The organism is Nocardia brasiliensis ATCC 700358, from assembly GCF_000250675.2.
Classification (GTDB): domain Bacteria; phylum Actinomycetota; class Actinomycetes; order Mycobacteriales; family Mycobacteriaceae; genus Nocardia; species Nocardia brasiliensis_B.
Genome location: NC_018681.1, coordinates 6,393,593 through 6,416,906, shown reverse-complemented (window position 1 = coordinate 6,416,906; position 23,314 = coordinate 6,393,593). Strand labels below are relative to the sequence as shown.

Sequence of the window (23,314 nt, the reverse complement as noted above, 5' to 3'; positions counted from 1 at the left end):
TGCGCACCGCTTCGGACGCCCACGTCCGTCGATGCACGCCCCGCGAAACCGGCTCGTCCACCCCTCGGCGCGTTGGTCCCGCGCGCGGATCGCCCGTGCTTAACTCTCCACGTGCCGACGACTCCGCTCCGCCGCATCCTCGCGACCGTGTGCCTTGCGTTCGCCACCCTGACCTTGCCCGTCGCCTGCGGGAAGTCCGATTCCGCTCCGGCCCGGACTACCCTCGATCTCGCGGTGAGCGCGGGCCAGACGCTGGGCGTGCAGCCCACTCGTGTCTCGCTCACCTGTGAGCCGGCCGGTGGCGATCACTCGAATCCCGACGGGGCGTGCGCCGCGCTGATCGGTGCGGGCGGCGATTTCGACAAGCTTGCCGGCGATCCAGGCACGATGTGCGCGCAGGTCTACGATCCGGTCACCGCGACGGCGACCGGGACCTGGCAGGGCAAAGCGGTGAAGTGGGAGAAGCAGTTCAGCAACAGTTGCGAACTGCGCGCCAAGACCACCCCCGTGTTCTAGTCCGCGGGGGAGCGCAGCGTCTCGATCTCGCGCTCGACGGCGGCCAGCAACTCGACGGGGCAGCCCCAATAGTCGTAGATACCACCACGTTCCCGGTTGCTCCCGCACACCACGAACACCCCGGTGCCCAGCGCTCGTTTGAGGTGACCCGCGAGCCAGCCCACGAACCCGCTGTTGTCCATGCCGGTGGGGAAGTGGAACGAGAACAGGCCGAACTTTTCCACGTCGGGCCCCTCGGCCGCCGCGAACGGGACGAGCGCGCTCCAGCTCTCCGCGTCGCGGACCACGGCCAGCGTGCGGTCGGAAAGTTGCGGCGGTTCGGCCAGCGGGCTCTCCCGGAAACACCACACGCCCGGCTGCACCTCGAGCTCCGCGGACGCGAGTACCCGCCGAAGACGTTGGGCGGTTTGATCTTCGGTTTCGATGCTGATGTCCACCACGGAGCAACGGTAACAACCCTGCCCTCGAATAATTGTTTAACTGGCCGATCAGTTAATGATATGATCGCCGCATGGCACGCACCGTAGATCCCGATCGAGTCGCCGAGCGACGGCGTGCCATCACGGCCGCGGCCGCCGAACTTTTCGGCTCGCACGGCTACGAGAACACCACCGCCACACAGATCGCGCGGATCGCCGGGATGAGTTCCGGCAGCGTCTTCTATTACTTCAAGGACAAGGCCGCCGTCTTTCGCTCGATCTTCGAGGCGTCGATTCCCGAACACGCGGAAGTCATTGCGCGCCACATCGATCGGACCGACTGCCTGGCGGCGGTACTCGACATCGTGGACGCCCTGGCCGCCGAGGCGCTCGACCCGGTGGCGCCCGGCCTGATGGTCGAGTTGCTGCGGCGCCTCGATCAGGACGAGGAGCTGACCCGGGTGGTGCTGGAGGACGCGCGGCTCAGCGCCGAAGCGCTCACCACGCTGCTGGAGCGCGGCGTGCGCGCGGGGCAGCTGGACTCCGGTTTCCCGCCCGCGGAAACCGCCCGCTGGATCCTCGCGGTCGTCGACGCGGCTTTCCTCAACGCCGATCCCGCGCACCCGCACGATCCGCGCCCGCTGGTGCGTGCGACCGTGTCGCGGCTGCTGCGACCGACCGAAACGGAGCACCCATGACCACTACCTCCGCGCCCACTGTCCTGCGCTTTTCCGTGTTGTGGGCCTGGGCGTTCTCGATCGGCGGGTTGTTGCTCGGTGTCGGGCTCGGGTTCGTCGTCCGCCCGATGGGGCACTGGATTATCGATACCTTTGATTCGATGCCCGGCCCGCTGCGCATCGCGATGACCGTGCCGCCGGTGTGGCTGGTACCGGTCACCTCTGTCGTCGGCGTGGTCGCCGGGATCGTGCTGTTCGAGGTGGCCCGGCACGAGGCGCTCACCCTGACCGTCGCCGACGATCACGTCGAGCTGTCGCAGAACGGCCGGGCACGGCATGTGCCGCGCAAGAGCGTCGCCGCCGTGTTCCGTGAAGGCACGGACCTGGTGCTCACCGACCGGTCGCAACGCCCGCTGGCCCGCTTCGGCGCAAAAGACCTGTCCCGCAACGATATCGAGCAGGCATTCCGGGACCACGGTTATCCCTGGCTCGACCAGGACGATCCGTTCGGTGCCGACTTCCTGCGCTGGGTCGACGGCCGCCCGGAGGCCGGACCCGCCGTCGACGCCGTGCTGCGCGCGCGGCGGCGGGCGCTGGCCGACGAAAAGCCGCTCGCGGTCGAAGAACTCGACGAGGAACTGCTCGCCCTCGGCGTCGACGTCCGAGACCGCCAGGGCGAGCAGCACATTCGCTTCTTCGATCAGGTGTGAAGCCGCGGCTCAGGCGAACGCCGCGCGATTGCGTTGTGCCCACTGCGCGTAGCTAGTCGGCTTGCGGCCGAGCACGCGCTGCACATCGGCGCTGAGTTCGAGTTCCGCGGCGGTCGGCGTGCCGAGGATCGCCAGCGTGTGCTCGACCACCGCTTCCGGCATGAACCGTGCCATACCGGTAAACGCCTGCGCCCGAGTCAATTCCACGAATCGCACGGGTTCGTCGAGCGCCGCCCCGATGGCCGCCGCCTGTTCCTGCGGCGTGCTCAGAGCGGGGCCGGTCAGCGTGTAGGTCTGTCCGGCGTGCCCGTCTTCGCGGAGTGCGGCGGCCGCCACCGCGGCGATATCGGCCGGGTCGATCGACGGCAGGCCGATGGTGCCGAAGGGTGCGGCGACCGTGCGGTCCGCGCGCACGGATTCGGCCCACGCGAAGGTGTTGGTGTAGAAGCCCGCGGGGCGCAGGATGGTCCACTCCAGCTCGGACTGTCGAATGGCGTCTTCGAACGCGACCAACCGGGCATAGCCCGCGGCGCCCGGCCGGGTCGCCACACCCTGTGACGACACGAACACCACCCGCCGGACCCCGCCCGCCGCGGCGACCGCGAGCACACGCTCCGGCGCCGGACCGTCGACCAGTTGCTCACCGGTGATGAGCAGGAACAGCGCGTCGGCGCCCGCGACCGCGGGGGCGAGGCTGCCGGGATCGGCGAGGTCGGCCCGTATCGCCCGCACGTTGCTCGGCCACTCGATCGGCCGGTTGCCCCGCGATATCGCCGTGACGTTCTCGCCGGCGTCGGCCAGGGCCTGCACGAGGTGTGCGCCGATGTTTCCGGTTGCTCCGGTGACCACGATCATCGTGTCGAATCCTTCTGAGTTAGTTGACTGACTAAATCGAACATAGCCGCGTTCGCCCAGGCTGTCTATAGTTAGTTGGGTGACTAACTCAGTGACCGGGGAGCGGCCGAAGGGCGGCAAGCGGGAACGGCTCGGCGCGGCGGCGGCCCGGGTGTTCCACGAACAAGGGGTGGAGAAGACGACCATCGCCGATATCGCGCACGCCGCCGACGTGCCGGTCGGCAACGTCTACTACTACTTCAAGACCAAGGATCAACTGGTCCGCGCCGCGATCGGTGCGCACGACCACACCCTGACCGAGCTGATTGCCCTGCTCGAGCAGTTGCCCGCGCCCCGAGATCGGCTGAAAGCGCTGATTCGCGGGTGGGTCGATCAGCGGGAAACCGCCGCACGGATCGGGTGTCCGTCGGGGACGCTCGCGACCGAACTGGACAAGCGATCCGACGGTTTGGACCGCGAACTCGCCGAGGTCATGCGGCGATTGGTCGACTGGGTCGAGGAGCAGTTCGCTGCCATGGGTCGCGCCGACGCGGCCGAGCTGGCCATCGCGCTGATCGCGGCCTATCAGGGAATCTCGTTGCTCACCAACACATTTCGTGATCCAGCGTTGATGGCGACCGAGGGGGATCGACTGGCGCGCTGGATCGACTCGCTCGTGAGCTGAGCCGCCTTGTTCGTGAAAGGCCCTTGCGTTCGATGCATTGCCGATATATCGTCGATACTATGAAACGAACACGAGAGCCCGAGGAGGCTTACATGGAAAACCAAGGACATCGAGATTTCGGACGCCGCGGCCCCTGGTCGCGACCGGGCGGCGAGGACTTCGACCCCCGGCAGCGGTTCCGCCGCGGCAGGCACGGGCATGGCCACGGACCCGACTTCGGTCCTGGCTTCGGCCCAGGATTCGGACCCGGCTTCGGCCCGGGTTTCGGGCGCGGGCGTGGCCGCGGTGGCCGGGGCAGGCGCGGTGACGTGCGGGCCGCGGTGCTACTGCTGCTCACCGAGCGGCCGATGCACGGCTACGAACTCATCCAGCAGATCCGCGAGCGCAGCGACGACGTCTGGCGCCCGAGCCCGGGGTCGATCTATCCCGCGCTGGCCCAGCTGGAAGACGAGGGACTCGTCCTCATCGACAAGATCGCCGGTCGCAAGACCGCGCAGCTGACCGAGGCGGGCACCGCGTACGTCGCCGAGCACAAGGACGAACTGGGCGACCCGTGGGCGGACGTCAAGGAAGACGTCGGCGCGCAGGCGATCGATCTGCGCGGTCTGGTCGGTCAGGTGATGGGCGCGGTCGCACAGGTGGCGGCCGTCGGCACACCCGAACAGGCGGCGCGGGCGGCGGAACTGCTCACCGAGACCCGCAAATCGCTCTACCGGATCCTCGCCGAAGACGAGACCCCCGAAAAGTAACGGGGTGTGAAACACCGCGCCGGAGTGCACATTTGAACCGAATCCGGTAGATCATTGTGAAATGCAACAGTCTAGGGGTTCGTGGGGTTGGGGAAAGTCACTCTTGTGCAGGGCCGGGGTGGCCGTGGCGCTGGTCGGAGCCGTAGTTCTCGGCTCCGGGCCGGCGCAGGCCGCGCCCCTCGGTTACCTGCCGCCGGAGGTGCCTTCCGAACCCGGCCCGTCGCAGACCGATCATCTGGCCGCGGCGTGGTACAAGAAAGCACATCCGAACGCGGTGCCGATCGGCACCAACAATTTCGACTGCAAGCCGACCGCCGGACGCCCGCGCCCGGTGGTCCTCGCACACGGCACTGACTCCAGCGCCTACTCGGACTGGTCCGGGATCGCACCGCAACTCACCGCGGCAGGATTCTGTGTCTTCGCGCTCAACTACGGCGGTAAGCCGGGCGCCGAGACCTACGGCACCGAAGACTTGGTACTCAGCTCCTATCAGATCGGCGCGTTCGTCGATCAGGTGCTCGCCGGGACCGGCGCCGAAAAGGTCGACCTGGTCGGCTTCTCGCAAGGCGCGACCGTCACGCGGTACTACATGAACAAGCTCGGGGGAGCGGCCAAGGTCGGGCAGTGGGTCGGGCTCGCGTCGCCGAGCTACGGCGGCGTGATGTACGGCCTGGTGCCGATCGTGCAGGCGGTGCCCGGTGGAATGGCGGCCTTCGCGCGGGTGACCTCGCTGGCCGCGGTGCAGCAGGCGCAGGGCTCGACGATCATGGTCGAGTTGAACGCGGGCGGCGACACCGTGCCCGGTCCGCGCTACACCACGATCGGCAGCCGGGTCGACGAGATGATCCAGCCGTTCAGCAATATCGCGCTGCGCGGTGCGAACGCGACCAACATCGTGCTGCAGGATCGCTGCCCGACGAACCTGACCGGACACTTCCACATGGTCTACGACCCGTTCGTGCAGCAGTTGCTGCTGACCGTGCTCGACCCGGGCGCGCCCGCGCCGGTCTGCCGGCCGGTCGCGCTCGGCACCGGGATCCCCGAGGTGATCGTCGCCGGGCACTCCTGAGGGTCGCGCGCGGCGGGCGGCCGGGCGGAGGAACCGTCACCCCGCCCGACCGCACTCGAGTTCTACCAGCTTCCGACTGGTGAATCGGGGACATTCGGTCGTCTCACTAGAATGAGACGACCGTGTTCGTCCGCTTCCGGGAGTTTGCCGTGACCATTCAGCCTGTTCGCCTGTTCGGCGATCCCATTCTGCGCGCTCGCGCGGCGGAGGTCACCGCATTCGACCGGGAACTTCAGCAGCTGGTGACCGACCTGACCGACACCATGCACGACGACGGTGGCGTCGGAATGGCGGCACCGCAGATCGGAGTGGGGTTGCGTGTGTTCGTGTACGACACTCATGACGCGGCGGGGCATCTGGTGAACCCGCAGTGGGAAGTCATCGGTGACGAAGAGCAGGTCGGGCCGGAAGGCTGCCTGTCCATCCCCGGGGTGCGCCACGACACCCGGCGAGCACTGCGGGTACGCGCCAGCGGCGTCGACATGCATGGCGCGCCAGTCGAATTCACCGCCGAAGGACTCTTGGCGCGGTGCGTGCAGCACGAGACCGATCATCTCGACGGCGTGCTGTTCATCGATCGGCTCGACCCGGCCGACCGCAAGGACGCGATGCGGACCATTCGCGAATCCGACTGGTTCAGTGCGGGTGTCACCGCCCGGCCGTCGCGGTCGGTGAGCGGAGCGGGCCAGGCCGGTCCGTTCGGACGGGGCCGCTGATGCGCATCGTCTTCGCGGGCACGCCGGAACCGGCCGTGCCGTCGCTGCGTCGCTTCCTCGAATCCAGCAGGCACGACGTGATCGCCGTGGTGACCCGGCCAGACGCCGTCGCGGGACGCGGCCGCAAGGTGACCCGGTCGCCGGTCGGCCTGCTCGCCGACGAGCACGGAATACCGGTGCTGACCCCCCGGCGCCCATCCGAACCCGAATTCATCGAGCAGCTCACCGAATTGGCGCCGGACTGCTGTCCGGTCGTGGCCTACGGCGCGTTGCTGCCGCAGCGAGTGCTCGACATCCCGCGCTTCGGCTGGATCAACCTGCACTTCTCGCTGCTGCCGGCTTGGCGCGGCGCGGCGCCCGTGCAGGCCGCGATCAACGCGGGCGACGAGATCACCGGCGCGTCCACCTTCCAGATCGAAGCCGGCCTCGACACCGGACCGGTGTTCGGCACCGTCACCGAGAAGATCGACGTCACCGACACCGCGGGCGTCCTGCTCGACCGGCTCGCCGGCAGCGGTGCCCGGCTGCTGGAAGCCACCCTCGACGGCGTGGAAGACGGGACGCTGCACTCGGTTCCGCAACCCGCCGAAGGCATCTCGCACGCCGCCAAGGTGACCGCCGAAGCGGCGCACATCCGCTGGGACCTGCCCGCCCTCGCCATCGGCCGCCGCATCCGCGCGGTCACCCCGGCGCCCGGCGCCTGGACCGAAATCGGCGGTGCCCGACTGAAACTCGGCCCCGTCGAACTCGTCGAAGAACAACTGCCGCCGCGCACCATCGAGGTCCGCAAATCCGGGGTCTTCGTCGGCACCGCGACCACCGCGGTCCGCCTCGACCAAGTCCAGCCCCAAGGCAAACGCATGATGGCGGCCCTCGACTGGGCCCGCGGCGCCCGCCTGCAACCCGGCGCGGAGTTCGAGTGACGATCCTCGATCGGGCTCAGGAGTGGGGCGAGTCCGGCGTGGCCTCGTCGCAGTATCCAGACCAGGTTCGCGGCGTCGCGCCGCGACCGCGACCAGAGCGGTGGAATATGACAGCACGGCGCAGTATCTCGGTACCCGGCCGGACTGTCGGCACCGGTTCCCGGCTCGGCGGAGTGGTCGCGTGACACCGTCGGAAGGTAAGGACGGCAACGAGTCTCGCGGGTCGCGAAGCGGGGGGTACACCGGTGCGGCCTCGGGACGCGAGGGATCCCGTGGTCGCCGCGATGCCGGACGATCCGCCGGTCCGAACCGCTCGACTGCGCGGAACGACGAGCGCACCGGTGCGAAACAGTCTGCTTCCCAGGCGAAGTGGAAGCGTGCCGACAGCTCGGCAAGCGCACGACCCGACCAGAATGGCGCGGCCGGGACGGAGCGTCGTTCGCGGTCCGGAGATCAACCGAACCGCGGCGCGACGAAAGGTGGTGCGCGCGCGGGCGATCGGGACGGCGATCGGTCGGCCCGGGTTGCTGGTGGCTTCGATGCGGGTCGCGGTCGTCCTGTCGGAGGCGGTCGTGGTGAAGAAGGCGCTTCGCGCTCTGGTGGGGCCAACGGTGGTGCGCGCGCGGGTCGGTCCGGTGGGGCGGGCGACGGTGGTGGCGGGGGTGCTTCGCGGCCCGGTGGTCGTTCAGGTGGGCCGGCACAGGGGGCCAAGCGGGGGTCTGGCGGCAAGTCCGACGGTACGGCGAAACGGGGTGGGAGGGATCGGCTTCCGGAAGGGGTGGATGCGGCTCGGCTCGTGGCGCGGGATGTGTTGCGGGCGGTGCGGGAGCGGGACGCGTATGCGAATCTCGTACTGCCGGGCCTGCTCCGGGACCGGAAGCTGACGGGGCGGGACGCGGCGTTGGCGACCGAACTCGCCTACGGTGCGTGCCGGTCGCAGGGCCTGCTGGACGCGGTGATCGAGGCCGGTGCGGGACGCCCGATCGCCGAGATCGACGGTCCACTGCTGGATGTGTTGCGGCTCGGCGTCTATCAACTGTTGCGGACCCGGATCGGCGCGCACGCCGCCGTGGACACCTCGGTCGCGCTCGCGCGCACCGAAGCCGGTGCGGGTAAAGCCGGATTCGTGAATGCGGTATTGCGGCGCGCGGGAGAGAAGACCGCCGACGAGTGGGTCGACACCCTCGCACCGCGAGATCCGGTGGGCCACTTGGCTTTCGAATTCGCGCACCCGGTGTGGATCGCGCAGGCCTTCGCGGACGCGCTCGGCGCCCGAGCGGGCGAACTGCGCGACGCGCTGGCCGCCGACGACGCGCGGCCGGCCGTCCATCTGGTCGCCCGGCCCGGCGATATCACCGCCGAGGAATTGGCGCTGGTGACCGGCGGCGAGGAAGGGCGCTGGTCGCCGTACGCGGTCTATCTCGACGGCGGTGATCCCGGAAAGCTCGAGCCGGTCCGCGACGGCATGGCAGCCGTTCAGGACGAAGGGAGTCAGCTGGTCGCACTGGCACTGACCAGGGCACCACTCGACGGACCGGACGGCGGCCGCTGGCTCGACCTCTGCGCCGGACCCGGCGGAAAGGCCGCGCTGCTCGGGGCGCTCGCCGGTATCGACGGCTTTCACGTCGACGCGGTGGAACCCGCCGAGCATCGCGCCGAACTCGTCCGCAAGGCGGTGCACGGCCTGCCCGTCGACGTGCACGTCACCGACGGTCGCAACAGCGGCCTGACGCCCGGCTACGACCGCATCCTGGTCGACGCCCCGTGCACCGGTCTCGGCGCACTGCGCCGCCGCCCGGAGGCACGCTGGCGCCGCACCCCCGCCGACGTCGCCGACCTGGTTCAGCTGCAGCGCGAATTGCTCACCGCCGCATGGGATCTCCTCCGCCCCGGCGGCGTCCTGCTGTACTCGACCTGCTCGCCCCACCTCCCTGAAACGGTGGCGGTCGTCGCCGACGCGGTCCGCCGCACCGGCGCCGAACAACTCGACACCCGCGACCTGCTCCCCGGCGTCTCCGACGTAGGTGAAGGCCCCACCGCACAACTGTGGCCGCACCGCCACGGCACCGACGCCATGTTCATGGCTGCCCTCCGCAAACCCACTACCCTCTGACCCCTGCGGGTGGTCCCCCGGCCAGTCGCTCGGCCCACCAGTCAAGGTGGGTCGGCGCATGGAGGTTCAGCCGCGCGCGGACTGGTCACATGCGGACCGTTGCGTGTGGACTCGCCGCGCGGGGACTGGTCACATATCGACCGTTGCGTGTGGACTCGGTGCGCGGACTGTCGCATTTGGACCGTCGCGAGTGGACCAGGCGCGTGCGGAGATCCGTACCTGGACCGGCGCATGCGAATCGGCCACGCGGTCGTGCGGCCAGTGGCCGGGAACGAGTTGTCTGCGACGGCTCGGGAGGCCTCCCGAGCCGTCGCGGGCTGCACCTCTGCCCTGACGAGGGGCGGCCATCGCCAATCAAGGCCAGCCCATGGGAGTCGTTGCGTCGCATGACCACCTCGACCGGGGCTCGGCAGCGGAAGCCGACCCGTAGGGCGGGCGCGCCGGACTCGGCCGCGTCCGCTCGCACGGCCGGCGTTCCATTCGTCCAATCGTGCTGGCGCAGGGGTGCGGCATACTCGGGGTATGGCTCTGACCTGGCAGGATGTGGTGGCGGTGGCGACCGAGCTGCCCGGTGTCGAGGAATCGACGTGGTGGCGCAGCCCGGCGTTGAAGGTCGGCGGGAAAGGGTTCGGCAGGTTGCGGGTGGAGGCGGAGGGCGGGTTGGTGCTCGCCTGTGATCTCGCCGAGAAGGAGGCACTGCTCGCGTCAGGCGACCCGGCGTTCTTCACCACACCGCACTATGACGGCCACCCCTACATCCTGATCGACCTCGAACACATCGATCGGGACCACCTGTGCGAACTGCTGGACGACGCCTGGTGGCGCACCGCTCCACCGAAGCTCCGCAAACAACGCCAACCGGAATGAATTACTCCCGGCTGGTCTGTTCCCGCAGCCGGGCAAGGGTTTTCGCGAGGATGCGGGAGACGTGCATCTGTGAGATCCCCATCTGCTGCGCGATCTGCGTCTGCGTCATCGACTCGAAGAACCGCATGGTGAGAATACGGCGTTCCCGTTCGGGCAGCCCGGCCAGCAGCGGCCGGATCGCAACGTACTCTTCGACCCGGTCGAACTGGGTTTCTTCCTCACCGAGGGTGTCGAGCAGCGAAGCGTCGGTGTCGCGGCCGAGGGTGGCCGCGTCGATGGAACTCGGCTGATAGGCGTTGCCCGCGATGACGGCCTGGGTCACCTCGTCCGGGTCCACGTCGAGTTCGGCCGCGATCTCCTTCGCCGTCGGTGAGCGGCCGAGCCGCTGCGACAGCGCGTCGATCGCGGCACCGATGCGCAGGTGAGTTTCCTTGACCCGCCGCGGGACTCGCATCGCCCAGGTGTTGTCCCGGAAGTAGCGGCGCACCTCGCCCATGATGGTCGGCACCGCGAAGGACAGGAAATTGGAGCCGCGTTCGATATCGAAGCGGTCCACCGCGTGCACCAACCCGACCCGCGCCACCTGGGTCAGATCGTCGAACGGTTCACCGCGCCCGCTGAATTTGCGCGCGATGTGGTCGGCGAGCGGAATGCACCGGCTGATCAGCTCGGCGCGGATCGCCGCATGCCGCGCCGTGCCCGCCGTGCTCGCGCCCAACTGCTGGAACAGCAGGCCGACATCGTCGTAACCCGCGACTGTGCTTGCGGTTTCGAGGGTTTCGCTGTCCTCGGCGGCGTCTTCCTCGCTGATCTTTTCAGCCTCGGCCGAGGTGGTTTCGGAATCGTCGGCGGCGGTTTCGGCGTTATCCCGTTCCGAGTCGAACACGGTGTCCTCGTCCGGCACTACGCTTTCCCCCGGACCCGACGGAACTCGACCGTCGTCGGATATCCGGATACTGCCGAGTCGAATGAATCCTGAGTGGCCTGGACCTCATCGGTCAGGGTGCGCAGCACATGCCAGCCGAAACTGCGCTGATCGGGTAAGCCCTCCTTGTCGGCGATGCCGCTCACCCGGACCAGCAATTCGGTCTCGCCGACGGTGAAACGGCAGTGCAGGCTCGTCCCCGGACCCGCGACCGCGATGAGAGTAGAGCAGACCTCGTCGACCGCGAGCCGGATATCGGCCACCTCGTCCAATGTGAAATCGCTTAGTAGGACCAGAGTTTCGGCGAGCCCACGAACGATGGGCAGCTGCGTGACCGATGCGGCCACCCGAATCTCCACCGGGGTGCTGTAGAGCCCCTGTTCCGCCGAAATGTTGATCACCCTATGCAGGCTACCCACTCCCGCGCTGGGCAACCCCCAGTACCGATAGACTGCGGCGTTGTGTCCACCCCGACTTACGCGCGCCCGGCCGTCCCGATGATCGCCCCGTCCATCCTGTCCGCCGATTTCGCGCATCTCGCGGATGAGGCCCGAGCCGTCGAGGGCGCCGACTGGCTGCACGTCGACGTGATGGACGCGCACTTCGTCCCGAACCTGACCCTGGGCCTACCGGTGGTGGAAAGCCTGTTGAAGGCCACCGACATTCCGCTCGACTGCCACCTGATGATCGAGGACCCTGGCCGTTGGGCACCGCCGTACGCCGAGGCGGGCGCCTACAACGTGACCTTCCACGCCGAAGCGACCGACGACCCCATCGCGGTGGCCCGGGACATCCGTGCGGCCGGCGCCAAGGCCGGGCTCTCGGTGAAGCCGAACACGCCGATCGAGCCGTACCTGGAGATCCTGCGCGAGTTCGACACACTGCTGGTGATGAGCGTCGAGCCCGGCTTCGGCGGTCAGTCGTTCATCGCCGACGTGCTCGACAAGGCGCGCACCGTCCGCCGCCTGGTCGACGCCGGCGAACTGCGCCTGCTGGTCGAAATCGACGGCGGCATCAACGCCAACACCATCGAAGCCGCAGCGGAAGCAGGCATCGACTGCTTCGTCGCCGGATCCGCGGTCTACAACACCGCCGACCCCGCAGCCACCGTCCAAGCCCTCCGTAAACAAGCTGCCGCCCACCGCTGAGTCGGCTGCCGCGCATCGTTGAGTCGGCTGCCGTGCACCGCTGAACCGGCTGTCGTGCGCTGTCGAGTCGGCTGTCGCGCATCGCTGAGTCGGCTGTCGTGCGTTGTGGGGTTGGCCGCTGCGCGCTGTTGAGTTGGCTGCTGGACGCTGTTGGACCTGGGTGCCGGTCACTGCTCGAGCGGGAAGTCGCATACACCTGGAACCGGGTGCCGCTTACCCCTTCGAACCGGCGCGGCGCACCGCTGTCACAGCCTGTCGCCACCGCAAATAGGTCGTCGCCGTCCGCTGAACACCTGGACAGCCGATCACCAGGTAACCCTGGCGGCCCCTCTCGGCCGATGCCGCCACCATTACCTGGTGATCGCCTGTCCATCTCTCGTCAGCCTGCCGATCTCGCGCCCGCCTTCGCCGATCTCGCGCCCGCCTCGCCGATCTCGCGCCCGCCTCGCCGATCTCGCGCCCGCCTCGCTGAACTGGCGTCAGACCGCCCCGAACCCGCATCGCGCCGCCCGGAACTTGCGTCCACCCCCCTCAGAGGGCGCTGTTCTTCTGCGTACCCATCTCGCGGGTCGCTTCGATCACTGCGCTGAGGGGTGGGCGGGTGGTGGCTGGTTCGGGTGGGCGGATCCAGGTGCGGTAGCCGGTGCGTTCGTCGTCGGGGGATGGCAGGACGACTTGGCTGCCGGTGCACGCGACGGTCGCGTACATCCGGAACAGTTCGGCGGAGACGGCCGCGGAAAGGGTGTCGGGGCGGTATGGGCCGGTGAGGAAGGTCCAGCGCTTGGCGCGCGGGTGATCGACGACCGGTCCGGCGATATCGGCCTGTTCGAGCCGCTGCTGCACCCGCGCGCCGAGATCGGCGGGCATGGTGATGGCACCGTAGTGGGTGCCTATGTGCAGGAGAATGCGGCGCGAGGTGGGATCGATCGATGCGGGGAGGTGGAATTCGCGGCGATACTGCACGCAGCGAACCTCCAGCGTCGAGTCGAGAAATGTGGTCACGCCGCGCCCCCAACTGTGTCGAACTTGATTGGACCCACTGTGGTTTCTGACTTCCTCGAGTGGTGGACATCCCTGGGCCGAACTTCCCGAGGGGCCTGACCGGCGTCCCCGGGTCGAACCGTTCCGCGCTGAACTGCTCGGATTTGAAGTTGAACGGTAGGAATCAGCTACATAACAATATTGCGTCTATTTCGATCACGGCGCAAGGAAACGTTAAAAGTGTGTTGCCCGTGGGTATGAACCCGAATAGGCGCCGAACGGGTAGCTGGATCGCCTTCTTGCGGTATCAAAAATGCGTTCGCAAATTCGCGTCGGGAAGAAGAATGCGACTTTTCCGCACGCATGAACATATTTCCCCGAGAATTCATTATCAAACCCTTGGTCGACTGCGGCTTGTCCGGCAGTCGGTCTGATTCTCTCGGCGGTTGCCGGGAACGGGTTCGAGTTGGCAGACAGTGGGCACGAGCCTGGCGGTCCGCGGGCGAACCGTCGTCGACCGTGCGAACTAAGCTGAGACAACCGGCAGCGACCGGCGGGAATTCCTGCCGCGGCCGGACTGTTCCGCAACCGGGGACCACAACGCGACAGGGAGTCAGGGCATGTTCACAGGCATCGTCGAGGAGCTGGGCGAGATCGTCGCCACCGAGCGGTTGGCCGACGCCGCGCGGCTGACCATCCGCGGCGAGCTGGTGACCTCCGATGCCGGGCACGGTGATTCGATCGCGGTCAACGGCGTGTGCCTGACCGTGGTCGAGGTGGTCGGCGGCGACTCGTTCACCGTCGACGTGATGCAGGAGACGCTGAACCGCTCGAGCATCGGCAAGCTGGACACCGGATCGAAGGTCAACCTGGAACGCGCCGCCGCGCTGAACAGCAGGCTCGGCGGGCACCTGGTGCAGGGGCACGTCGACGGCACCGGCACCGTGCTCTCGCGTACGCCCTCGGACAACTGGGATGTCGTGCGCATCTCGCTGCCCGACTCGATCGCCCGCTACGTGGTGCAGAAGGGCTCGATCACCGTCGACGGCATCTCGCTCACCGTCTCCGGGCTCGGCGTCGCCGATGAGCCCGCCGACACCGACAGCAAGGACTGGTTCGAGGTCTCGCTCATCCCCACCACCCTGGCCCTGACGAATCTGGGCTTCGCCACCGTCGGCACGACGGTCAATCTGGAGGTGGATGTGATCGCCAAGTATGTGGAGCGGTTGCAACAGCGAGGCTGAACGCGAAAACAACAGTGCGGCGGCGCACGCACCGCAGACGACCACCACGCGCGAGGCAGGCGAAGGCGCAGCGCCGCAGGCGCTGCGAGCCGGACACAGTAGTGTGGGGGCGGACCTAATTCGAGATGGAGCACAACAGACGTGACCAGGTTCGACACCATCGAGCGCGCAGTCGCCGACATCGCCGCCGGTAAGGCGGTCGTCGTCGTCGACGACGAGGACCGTGAGAACGAGGGCGACCTCATCTTCGCGGCGGAGAAGGCCACCCCGGAGTTGGTGGCCTTCATGATTCGCTACACCTCCGGTTACATCTGTGTGCCGTTGACGGGTGACGACTGCGATCGGCTCGGGCTGCCGCCGATGTACGCGATGAACCAGGACAAGCACGGCACCGCCTACACGGTGGCGGTCGATGCGCGGGAGGGCATCACCACCGGTATCTCGGGCGCCGACCGCGCGCACACCATGCGCCTGCTCGCCGCCGCCGACACCAAGGCCGACGACTTCACCCGCCCGGGGCACGTGGTGCCGCTGCGCGCGAAAGACGGTGGCGTGCTGCGCCGCCCCGGTCACACCGAAGCCGCGGTCGACCTGTCCCGGATGGCCGGACTGCGGCCCGCGGGCGTGATCTGCGAGATCGTCAGCCAGAAGGACGAGGGCCACATGGCCCGCACCGAAGAGTTGCGCGTCTTCGCCGACGAGCACAACCTCGCGCTGATCTCCATTGCCGACATGATCGCCTGGCGGCGCAAGCACGAAAAGCATGTGGTGCGGGTCGCCGAAGCGCGCATCCCGACCGCGCACGGTGAGTTCATGGCCGTCGGGTACCAGAGCATCTACGACGAGGTCGAGCATGTCGCGCTGGTGCGCGGCGATCTCGCCGACGGCGACGACGTGCTGGTCCGGGTGCACTCCGAATGCCTGACCGGCGACGTGTTCGGCTCGCTGCGCTGCGACTGCGGTCCGCAGCTGGACGCCGCCCTGGACATGGTGGCCCAGGAAGGCCGCGGCGTGGTGCTGTACATGCGCGGTCACGAAGGTCGCGGCATCGGGCTGATGCACAAGCTGCAGGCCTACCAGCTGCAGGACTCCGGTCACGACACGGTCGACGCGAACCTGGAACTCGGACTGCCCGCCGACGCCCGCGACTACGGCACCGGCGCGCAGATCCTGGTCGACCTGGGGATTCGCTCCATGCGACTACTCACCAACAACCCGGCCAAACGCGTCGGGTTGGACGGATACGGTCTGCGGATCACCGAGCGCGTACCGATGCCGTTGCGCGCCAACGCCGAAAACCTGCGCTACCTGCGGACCAAACGAGACCGCATGGGCCACGACCTGATCGGGCTGGACGACATCGATCTGGGCGAAACCGCCCGCTGACCCACGGAAAGGCCACTATCGATGAGCGGTACCGGCGTACCGACTTTCGCGCTCGCGGATGCCAAGGATCTCAAGCTGGGCATCGTCGCGTCGCGCTGGCACACCACGATCTGCGACACCCTGGTGGCGAATGCCGAACAGGTCGCCAAGGAAGCCGGCGTGGTGCACGTGACGGTGGTGCGCTGCGCGGGCGCGATGGAGCTGCCGGTGGTGGCGCAGGAACTGGCCCGCACGCATGACGCGGTGGTCGCACTCGGCGTCGTGATCCGGGGTGGGACACCCCATTTCGAGTATGTGTGTGATGCGGTGACGGCCGGGCTCACCCGGGTGTCGCTGGACGCGGGCACCCCCGTCGCGAACGGTGTGCTCACCACCAACAACGAGGAGCAGGCGCTCGACCGCGCCGGGCTCCCCGGTTCCGCCGAGAACAAAGGCGAACAGGCTTGTGCCGCGGCCCTCGACGCCGCCCTCACCCTGCGCGCCCTGCGCCAGTCGGCATAATGCGCTCGGTGGGCTCGGTGGGCTCGGTGGGCTCGGTGGGCTCGGTGCCCTCGGTGCGGCGGGATTCTGTTAGCCGTCGTCGAGCTAGGTCGTCGCGGCTGGGGCAGTGTAATCCGATGTCCGCCACGGCGATTCACTCGTCCTTTGTCGACCTTGGGCGGTCGGCTCCAGTGCAGGGGTGTAGATAGCGATGCCGGTGGTGCGCATTTTCCGGAGGAACGCCGAAGCGGCGCAAGCCGAGTCGCCCGAGTGGGACTTCGAGGTGCGACCGCGGCGTGCGGTGCGTACCGCGTGGATCGTCGCCACCCTGATCGCCGCGGCCTTCCTCGTCGGCGGCATTTGGCTGCGCTCCGGCTCGACCGGCGTGAACTTCCGGGTGGCCGACCAGATCGCCATGATCGGTATCGGCCTGCTCATCGCCGGCGGCGTCCTCATGCTCACCAGGCCCCGGGTCCGTGTCGGCCCGCGCGGCGTCGTCGTTCGAAATGTGCTGGGCGACAACGAATTCCCCTGGGACACCGTCCGCGGCGTCGCCTTCCCCGACCGCAAATCCTGGGCCCGCCTCGAACTCGTCAACGACGACTACGTCCCCCTCCTGGCCATCCGCTCCAACGACAAAGCCCACGCCGCCACCGCCATGGACAAACTCCGCGAACTCGGCGCAAAGTACACCGCTGAAAAGTAGCCCCGCCGTTAGTCCTCGTCGCGACGTGGTGCCAAGGACGCCGTCGGCGAACTGCCCGCTCAGGGGCCGCCCGAGGAATGGGTCGGGCTCGACCCTTCGTGACGGAGTCGTCGATGTTGGTCGGCTGGTAGTCCCGCTGTACAGCGCGACCATCCGCGCGCTGCGCCGAGGGCTTCGATCAGTTCGGGCGGGTCTGGACCAAGCGACAGATAGGTTGGGGGTCACAGAGGTTTCGTTCGGTTCACAGGGGCTATAGCTGCTGTGAACCGTGTGGAAGGTCTGTGAGTGGCTCGTCCGGCATGTAGCGCATGCCCGTGGAACGCGCCTGCAATGTGGAAGGCAACTCGATCCGTTGCCGCTCTCTCATCGACAAGGTCGCCCCCTGTGAGCCCCTGCCTCACAGCGTTTGCGGCGGTCACGCCGAGGCGCAGCGGCACCCCGCTCGAGAACCTCGTCGAGGGACCGCTCGAGCGCGGCACCACAGCCAGGTTGACCACGCTGGGACAGAACCACATCCATCTCACATGACGACGCATTCGATAGCCTCACGCTATGGAGTTGGGTGCGGTTGTGCTGGCCGAGGCGTACGCCGACGATCCGCTGATGACGTACTTCTGGCCGAATGCGGAGCGGCGGCGGAAGGCTTTGCCGCTGTTCTGGGAAGCGCGTATTGCGGCTCGGGCGGAGACCGGCATGGTCGATCTCGCGCTCGACGAGGAGCGGAACGTCGTGAGTGTCGCGCTGTGGGAGCCCGTCGGGGTGATCTCCCCGATTGCCAAGCATTTCACGCTGGTTCGGGCGTTGCGGAGCAGTCTGCCGCGCGCGCTCGTGGTTTCGCATCGGATGGAGGAGGCGCGGCCCGCGACCCCGCATCTCTACCTGGCTGCCGTCGGCACCCGGCCCGATGCGCAACGCAAAGGTTTCGCGACCTCTCTCCTGGAACAGCGCTTGGCGACCTCGACCCAACCCTGCTTCCTGATCGCGAACGCCAAGACCACCATGCCCTTCTACGACCGCTTCGGCTTCCACCCCGAGCCCGAACTCCCCCTCGACCACGGCCCCGTCCTCTACCCCATGCGCTTGGCGCGCTGAACCCCCGAAATACGCATCACTTCCAGGGCTTGTCGCACATAGTTCAGCGGGCGCCTATCGCTCAGCGGTTGTCGCCGAGTACGGCTCCTTCGCGTCGGGGGTCGGCGCCGCCGACCCAGGCGGTGCCGTCGCGGGTGAGGGCGCTGAGGCCGCTGGATTGGGGGGCGACGGAGACCTGGTGGCCTAGTTCGCGTAGGCGCAGGACGAGGGCGTCGTGGTCGCCGTTGTCGGCGGTGTTGATGCTCGGGTGTTCGCCGCCGACGCCGGTGGCGGGGGAGTTGCCTGCGCCGAAGGACAGGGCGGAGACGGCCTGTTGCGGGTCGAGGCCCCAATCGAGCATGCCGACAAGGGTTTTCACGACGAACTGGATGATCACCGAGCCGCCGGGGGAGCCGGCGACATGGGTGAGGTTGCCGCGGGCGCCGTCGGGCGCCTTGTCGAAGACCAGGGTGGGGCTCATCGAGCTGCGCGGGCGCTTGTTGGGCTGCAGCCGGTTGGCGACCGGGGCGCCGTCGGTGCCCAGCGGGTCCGCCGAGAAGTCGGTGAGCTGGTTGTTCAGCACGAATCCGTCGACGAGGTGGAAGGAGCCGAATTCGGATTCCACCGTGGTGGTCATGGCGGCCGCGTTGCCGTACTGGTCGACGACGGAGATATGGCTGGTGCCGTGTTCCGGCGGTTGCGGGCCGACGCCGAGCGGGACGGGCCCGAAGTCGCCGGGCTGGGCGGTGCCCATGCTGCGGTTGCGGTCGATCAGGGCGGAGCGCTGCTTCAGGTAGTCCTTGTTGAGCAGGGTCTGCAGCGAATTGCCGGGCAGCGGAACGAAATCGGTGTCCGCGACGTACTTGTTGCGGTCGGCGTAGGCGAGCCGCTCGGCTTCGGCGATGAGGTGCACCGCTTCGGCCTTCGGCTTGCCGCCGTTGCGGGCGGTGTCGGAGCCCGAGCCGAGGTTGTCCGGGGGCAGGGCGGCGAGGTCGAAGTTCTCCAGGATGCCGAGGGTGGCGGCGACGGTGCTGCCGCCGGACGACGGGTTCGGCATGCCGCAGATCTGATGGTTGCGGTAGTCGGTGCACAGGGCCGTGCGCTTCTTCGCCTGGTACCCGGCCAGGTCGGCGGTGGTGATCAGGCTGGGCGTGCGGCCGCCGCTGGTCGAGGTGGCGGCGGCGGCGATGTCCTGCGCGATGGCGCCGGTATAGAAGGCCTGCGCGCCTTCGGACGCGATGGCGCCCAGTGTCTTCGCCATCGCGGGGTTGGTGAGCAGCGTGTCGGCCGGTTTGGGGGTGCCGTCGGGGTTGAGGAAGTAGGCCTTCGCGGCCTCGTCCAGGGCGAGGTTCTTCGACTGTTCGGCGACCTGGGCGGCGAGCCTGGGGCTGATCGAGAAGCCGCGATCCGCGAGTCCGATTGCCGGATCGAACAATTCGCGCCACCCGGTTTTGCCGTGCTCGCGATGCACCATCTCCAGCATCCGGAGTACGCCGGGTACGCCGATGGAGCGGCCGCTGGCGCGCGTGTTCGGCTTGGGTTCGGTGCGGTCGGTGTCGCTGACCCAGCGCAGATAGTTCTCGGTGGCGGCGGCGGGCGCGACCTCGCGTCCGTCGTAGGCCTCCACGGACTTGCTCGCCGCGTCGTAGTACATCAGGAACGCGCCGCCGCCGATGCCGGACGACTGGGGTTCCACCAGGCCGAGCATGGTCTGCGCGGTGATCAGCGCGTCCGCTGCGGTGCCGCCGTCGCGCAGGACCTCGCATGCGGCCTTGCTGGCCAAGGTGTTCGCGGTCGCCACGGCGAAGGTTTTGGTGCGGGCGGCCACCATCCCGGACCGGTAGCCGGTGGACAACTCCGGATTGGTGCTGATGTCCTTGCTGCCCGTCGGCCCGGTCGGCGACGCCGCGACCAGCGTCCCGTTCGGCGTCGTCGCGCAGACGTCGGCGGCCTTGTCCGTGTCATCGGACGAACAAGCGGTGGCCATTCCGGCGACGAGCAGTATTGCCGCCACCACGCTGGTCCAGGTTCCTCGCGTGCGACTCATGCAGGGACTCTAACCGTCGGCACCGGCACCTCGGGAGTGTTTGATCACCCGGACGCAACGGACATTCGCGGCGTCCGGCCCGGTGCCCGCGGCCTGCGACGACCGCAGCCCGCACCAACCCGTCGGTAGGCTGTTTTCGTGACTCTCGAGGCGGTGCTGTTCGACTATTCCGGGACCTTGTTTCGACTGGAGGAGAAGCAATCATGGGGTGATGATCTGGTCGCTGCCGACGGCCGGGCCTTCGATGTCCACGAGAAGACCGAGATCCTGCGCCGGATGACCGCGCCGGTGCACCAGATCGTCGAGTTCGACGCGGAGGGCCAGTACGCCTGGGACAACCGTGACCTCGACCCGGAGCTGCATCGGAAGGCCTACCTGGAGGTGCTCCGTAAGTCGGGCGTCCCGTTCGACGATCAAGCCGCCAAACTCTACGCCCGGATGATCGACCCGCTGGAGTGGACGCCGTACCCGGACGTCGAGGCGGTGCTGACTTCCCTTGCCGCCCAAGGTATTCAGGTGGCGGTGGTGAGCAACATCGCGTTCGATATCCGTCCGGCGTTCACCGCCCGCGGCTGGGATCGCTACATCGACGCGTTCGCCCTTTCCTTCGAGATCGGCGCGATCAAGCCGCAACCCCGCATCTTCGCCGCCACGCTCGACAAACTCGGCGTCGACCCGAAGGCCGCCCTGATGGTCGGCGACAGCGCCGAAGCCGACGGTGGCGCCACCGCCATCGGCTGTCGCTTCGCGCTGGTCGAGCCGAGTCCCACCAGCGAACGCCGCTCCGGTCTGCTCGACGCGGTCGCACAGCACGGTGTCGCCCGTCGGCAGTGAACCCCGCGGCGGGAGTCGCACCACCGTGCACCGGTGGTCTACCGGCCGTAGTTTGCGATACACGCTGCGGTGCAAGATGTTTCGAGTGACCGACACCGACCGGAGCGCTCCGGTCCGGCGCCACACCACGGACCCGAGCACCCCGGCGAACCTGTCGTAGCCTCCCTCTAGGCTTGACTGGTGGCAGATCCAGCGACGTACCGGCCCAAGCCGGGCACGATTCCCGTCGAACCAGGGGTGTACAAGTTCCGGGACGCGCATCGACAGGTCATCTACGTCGGTAAGGCGAAGAGCCTGCGCAGCCGGTTGAACTCGTACTTCGCCGATGTGGCGTCGCTGCACCCGCGCACGAAGCAGATGGTCACCACCGCGGCGGGCGTCGAATGGACGGTCGTCTCCACCGAGGTGGAGGCGCTGCAACTCGAATACAACTGGATCAAGGAGTTCGATCCGCGGTTCAACGTCCGCTACCGGGACGACAAGTCGTATCCGGTGCTCGCGGTCACGTTGAACGAGGAGTTCCCCCGGCTGTTCGTCTATCGCGGCGCGCGAAAGAAGGGGGTGCGCTACTTCGGCCCGTACGCGCATGCCTGGGCGATCCGGGAAACGCTGGACCTGCTGCTGCGCGTCTTTCCCGCGCGGACCTGCTCCAACGGGGTGTTCAAACGGCACAGCCAGATCGGCCGGCCCTGCCTGCTCGGGTATATCGACAAGTGCTCGGCGCCGTGTATCGGCCGGGTCAGTGCCGACGAGCATCGCCGGATCGTGGAGGACTTCTGCGACTTCCTGGCCGGCCGTACCGACCGCATGGTGCGTCAACTGGAACGGCGCATGCAGGACGCGGCCGAGGACCTCGATTTCGAGAACGCCGCGCGGCTGCGTGACGACGTGCAGGCGCTGCGCCGGGCGCTGGAGAAGCAGGCGGTGGTGCTGGGCACCGGCACCGACGCCGACGTGATCGCCTTCGCCACCGACGAATTGGAAGCCGCGGTGCAGATCTTCCATGTCCGGGACGGCCGGGTGCGCGGCCAGCGCGGCTGGGTGGTCGACAAATCCGGCGATGCCATCGACGCGCCGGAAACCGGCAGTGAGATGGCAGTGCTGGTCGAGCAGTTCCTCACCCAGTTCTATGGCGAGCAGGTGGCGGTCGCCGAGTTCGGTGCGGGGGAGCAGCCTGCGACCGTGGTGCCGCGGGAGGTGCTTGTCCCCGAGCTGCCCGGGGATGCCGAGCAGGTCCAGGAGTGGCTGTCCGACCTGCGCGGCTCGGCCGTGCAGTTGCGGGTGCCGCAGCGCGGCGACAAGAAGGCGCTCGCGGAGACCGTGCAGCGCAACGCGATGGAAGCGCTGCAGCAGCACAAGCTCAAGCGCGCGGGCGACCTGACGTCGAGATCGGCTGCGCTGCAAGCCATTCAGGACGCCTTGGAGCTGGACAGCGCCCCGCTGCGGATCGAATGCGTCGACATCAGCCATGTGCAGGGCACCGACGTGGTGGCCTCGCTGGTGGTGTTCGAGGACGGTCTGGCGCGCAAATCCGAGTACCGCCACTACACCATCAAGGAGGCCGCGGGGGAGGGCCGCTCCGACGACGTGGGCAGCATCCGGGAGGTGACTCGCCGACGGTTCTACAAGTTGCAGAAGGAACGGGAACTGCTGGCGAGCGAGGATCTGGCCGACACCGAGGACGCCGCAGCCGAACTCGACGCCCGGCCGGGCATCGATCCGCAGACCGGGCGTCCGCGCAAGTTCGCCTACCCGCCGAACCTGTACGTCGTCGACGGCGGCGCCCCCCAGGTCGCGGCCGCCGCCGAGGTGCTCGACGAATTGGGCATCACCGATGTCGCGGTGATCGGCCTGGCCAAACGATTGGAAGAGGTGTGGGTGCCGGGGGAGAGCGACCCGGTGATCATGCCGCGCAACAGCGAGGCGCTGTTCCTGCTGCAACGCGTCCGGGACGAGGCGCACCGTTTCGCGATCACGTTCCATCGCAGCAAGCGGTCGCGCCGGATGACCGCGTCCGCATTGGACTCGGTGCCCGGCCTCGGCGCGGCGCGCCGCACCGCGCTGGTCACCCACTTCGGTTCGGTCGCAAAACTCAAGGAGGCCACCGTCGAGCAGATCACCGAGGTCCCCGGCATCGGCCTGGCGACTGCCAAAGCGGTGCTCGCTGCATTACAGGAGGGGTGAGGAAGTTCGGAATCACCAGCTTTTCACCGA

General features: G+C 68.1%; 24 protein-coding genes. 18 read left to right on the top strand and 6 right to left on the bottom strand.

Annotation, left to right across the window (positions count from 1 at the left end):
- Nucleotides 1-111 precede the first annotated feature (111 nt).
- Entirely contained in the window at nt 112-516 is a 405-nt protein-coding gene (locus tag O3I_RS45685; RefSeq protein ID WP_014986443.1) for a subtilase-type protease inhibitor, read from the top strand.
- On the opposite strand, the gene O3I_RS28345 is transcribed toward O3I_RS45685, so the two are convergent.
- Nucleotides 513-956 carry a DUF6196 family protein gene (locus O3I_RS28345; RefSeq protein ID WP_041562927.1) on the bottom strand — a complete coding sequence of 148 codons (444 nt, stop codon included), beginning with the start codon at nt 954-956 and terminating at the stop codon, nt 513-515. The genes O3I_RS45685 and O3I_RS28345 overlap by 4 nt on opposite strands.
- Nucleotides 957-1,027: 71 nt before the next feature.
- On the opposite strand from O3I_RS28345, the gene O3I_RS28340 reads away from it, so the two are divergent.
- Both O3I_RS28340 and O3I_RS28335 read left to right on the top strand, forming a co-directional pair.
- Complete coding sequence (locus O3I_RS28340) at nt 1,028-1,633, top strand: TetR/AcrR family transcriptional regulator (RefSeq protein ID WP_014986441.1); 606 nt, start codon at nt 1,028-1,030, stop codon at nt 1,631-1,633.
- Complete coding sequence (locus tag O3I_RS28335; RefSeq protein WP_014986440.1) at nt 1,630-2,322, top strand: YqeB family protein; 693 nt, start codon at nt 1,630-1,632, stop codon at nt 2,320-2,322. The genes O3I_RS28340 and O3I_RS28335 overlap by 4 nt, the downstream gene beginning before the upstream one ends.
- Nucleotides 2,323-2,331: 9 nt before the next feature.
- Here the strand turns inward: O3I_RS28335 and O3I_RS28330 are convergent, their stop codons facing one another.
- Entirely contained in the window at nt 2,332-3,177 is an 846-nt protein-coding gene (locus tag O3I_RS28330) for an SDR family oxidoreductase (RefSeq protein WP_014986439.1), read from the bottom strand.
- A 79-nt stretch (nt 3,178-3,256) separates the two neighbouring features.
- Between O3I_RS28330 and O3I_RS28325 the strand changes: the two genes are divergently transcribed.
- The 7 genes from O3I_RS28325 to O3I_RS28295 all read left to right on the top strand — a co-directional run bounded on the left by O3I_RS28325 (nt 3,257) and on the right by O3I_RS28295 (nt 10,278).
- Entirely contained in the window at nt 3,257-3,841 is a 585-nt protein-coding gene (locus tag O3I_RS28325) for a TetR/AcrR family transcriptional regulator (RefSeq protein WP_237748143.1), read from the top strand.
- 59 nt (nt 3,842-3,900) lie between these two features.
- Nucleotides 3,901-4,590: a PadR family transcriptional regulator gene (locus O3I_RS28320; RefSeq protein ID WP_424769557.1), complete on the top strand. Its 690-nt coding sequence runs from the start codon at nt 3,901-3,903 to the stop codon at nt 4,588-4,590.
- Between the two features lie 61 nt (nt 4,591-4,651).
- On the top strand, nt 4,652-5,659 hold the full coding sequence (locus tag O3I_RS28315) for an alpha/beta fold hydrolase (RefSeq protein WP_081594167.1): 1,008 nt from the start codon (nt 4,652-4,654) through the stop codon (nt 5,657-5,659).
- A gap of 149 nt (nt 5,660-5,808) precedes the next feature.
- On the top strand, nt 5,809-6,375 hold the full coding sequence (def, locus tag O3I_RS28310) for a peptide deformylase (protein WP_041564486.1): 567 nt from the start codon (nt 5,809-5,811) through the stop codon (nt 6,373-6,375).
- The gene (gene fmt, locus O3I_RS28305; RefSeq protein WP_014986434.1) at nt 6,375-7,298 is read left to right on the top strand and encodes a methionyl-tRNA formyltransferase; all 924 of its coding nucleotides are present in this window, start codon (nt 6,375-6,377) and stop codon (nt 7,296-7,298) included. The genes def and fmt overlap by 1 nt, the downstream gene beginning before the upstream one ends.
- A gap of 796 nt (nt 7,299-8,094) precedes the next feature.
- Nucleotides 8,095-9,411, top strand: a complete 1,317-nt coding sequence (locus O3I_RS28300; RefSeq protein WP_014986433.1) for an RsmB/NOP family class I SAM-dependent RNA methyltransferase — start codon at nt 8,095-8,097, stop codon at nt 9,409-9,411.
- Between the two features lie 522 nt (nt 9,412-9,933).
- A complete protein-coding gene (locus tag O3I_RS28295; RefSeq protein WP_014986432.1) occupies nt 9,934-10,278 on the top strand; it encodes an MmcQ/YjbR family DNA-binding protein in 345 nt (114 codons plus the stop codon).
- Between the two features lies 1 nt (nt 10,279).
- Here O3I_RS28295 and O3I_RS28290 read toward each other — a convergent pair whose 3' ends face one another.
- Together O3I_RS28290 and O3I_RS28285 are read right to left on the bottom strand one after the other, a co-directional pair.
- On the bottom strand, nt 10,280-11,182 hold the full coding sequence (locus O3I_RS28290) for an RNA polymerase sigma factor SigF (protein WP_014986431.1): 903 nt from the start codon (nt 11,180-11,182) through the stop codon (nt 10,280-10,282).
- Nucleotides 11,182-11,604: an ATP-binding protein gene (locus O3I_RS28285; RefSeq protein ID WP_014986430.1), complete on the bottom strand. Its 423-nt coding sequence runs from the start codon at nt 11,602-11,604 to the stop codon at nt 11,182-11,184. Before O3I_RS28285 ends, O3I_RS28290 begins: the two co-directional genes overlap by 1 nt.
- 96 nt (nt 11,605-11,700) lie before the next feature.
- Between O3I_RS28285 and rpe the strand changes: the two genes are divergently transcribed.
- Nucleotides 11,701-12,351: a ribulose-phosphate 3-epimerase gene (rpe, locus tag O3I_RS28280; RefSeq protein WP_029903161.1), complete on the top strand. Its 651-nt coding sequence runs from the start codon at nt 11,701-11,703 to the stop codon at nt 12,349-12,351.
- A gap of 531 nt (nt 12,352-12,882) precedes the next feature.
- Here rpe and O3I_RS28275 read toward each other — a convergent pair.
- Nucleotides 12,883-13,353 (bottom strand): hypothetical protein, encoded by a 471-nt coding sequence (locus O3I_RS28275; protein WP_014986428.1) that lies wholly within the window; start codon nt 13,351-13,353, stop codon nt 12,883-12,885.
- A 599-nt stretch (nt 13,354-13,952) separates the two neighbouring features.
- Between O3I_RS28275 and O3I_RS28270 the strand changes: the two genes are divergently transcribed.
- The 5 genes from O3I_RS28270 to O3I_RS28250 all read left to right on the top strand — a co-directional run bounded on the left by O3I_RS28270 (nt 13,953) and on the right by O3I_RS28250 (nt 18,240).
- Nucleotides 13,953-14,576, top strand: coding sequence for a riboflavin synthase (locus O3I_RS28270; protein WP_014986427.1), 624 nt, complete (start codon nt 13,953-13,955; stop codon nt 14,574-14,576).
- A gap of 141 nt (nt 14,577-14,717) precedes the next feature.
- Nucleotides 14,718-15,962, top strand: coding sequence for a bifunctional 3,4-dihydroxy-2-butanone-4-phosphate synthase/GTP cyclohydrolase II (locus O3I_RS28265; RefSeq protein WP_014986426.1), 1,245 nt, complete (start codon nt 14,718-14,720; stop codon nt 15,960-15,962).
- A gap of 21 nt (nt 15,963-15,983) precedes the next feature.
- Complete coding sequence (gene ribH, locus O3I_RS28260; protein ID WP_014986425.1) at nt 15,984-16,463, top strand: 6,7-dimethyl-8-ribityllumazine synthase; 480 nt, start codon at nt 15,984-15,986, stop codon at nt 16,461-16,463.
- A 190-nt stretch (nt 16,464-16,653) separates the two neighbouring features.
- Entirely contained in the window at nt 16,654-17,148 is a 495-nt protein-coding gene (locus tag O3I_RS28255; RefSeq protein ID WP_014986424.1) for a PH domain-containing protein, read from the top strand.
- Nucleotides 17,149-17,700: 552 nt separating this feature from the next.
- Entirely contained in the window at nt 17,701-18,240 is a 540-nt protein-coding gene (locus O3I_RS28250; protein ID WP_014986423.1) for a GNAT family N-acetyltransferase, read from the top strand.
- Nucleotides 18,241-18,301: 61 nt separating this feature from the next.
- Here O3I_RS28250 and O3I_RS28245 read toward each other — a convergent pair whose 3' ends face one another.
- Nucleotides 18,302-20,266 (bottom strand): gamma-glutamyltransferase family protein, encoded by a 1,965-nt coding sequence (locus O3I_RS28245; RefSeq protein WP_041562924.1) that lies wholly within the window; start codon nt 20,264-20,266, stop codon nt 18,302-18,304.
- A 138-nt stretch (nt 20,267-20,404) separates the two neighbouring features.
- On the opposite strand from O3I_RS28245, the gene O3I_RS28240 reads away from it, so the two are divergent.
- Together O3I_RS28240 and uvrC are read left to right on the top strand one after the other, a co-directional pair.
- A complete protein-coding gene (locus O3I_RS28240; RefSeq protein WP_014986421.1) occupies nt 20,405-21,100 on the top strand; it encodes an HAD family hydrolase in 696 nt (231 codons plus the stop codon).
- 180 nt (nt 21,101-21,280) lie between these two features.
- Nucleotides 21,281-23,284: an excinuclease ABC subunit UvrC gene (gene uvrC / locus O3I_RS28235; protein WP_014986420.1), complete on the top strand. Its 2,004-nt coding sequence runs from the start codon at nt 21,281-21,283 to the stop codon at nt 23,282-23,284.
- Nucleotides 23,285-23,314: the final 30 nt, after the last annotated feature.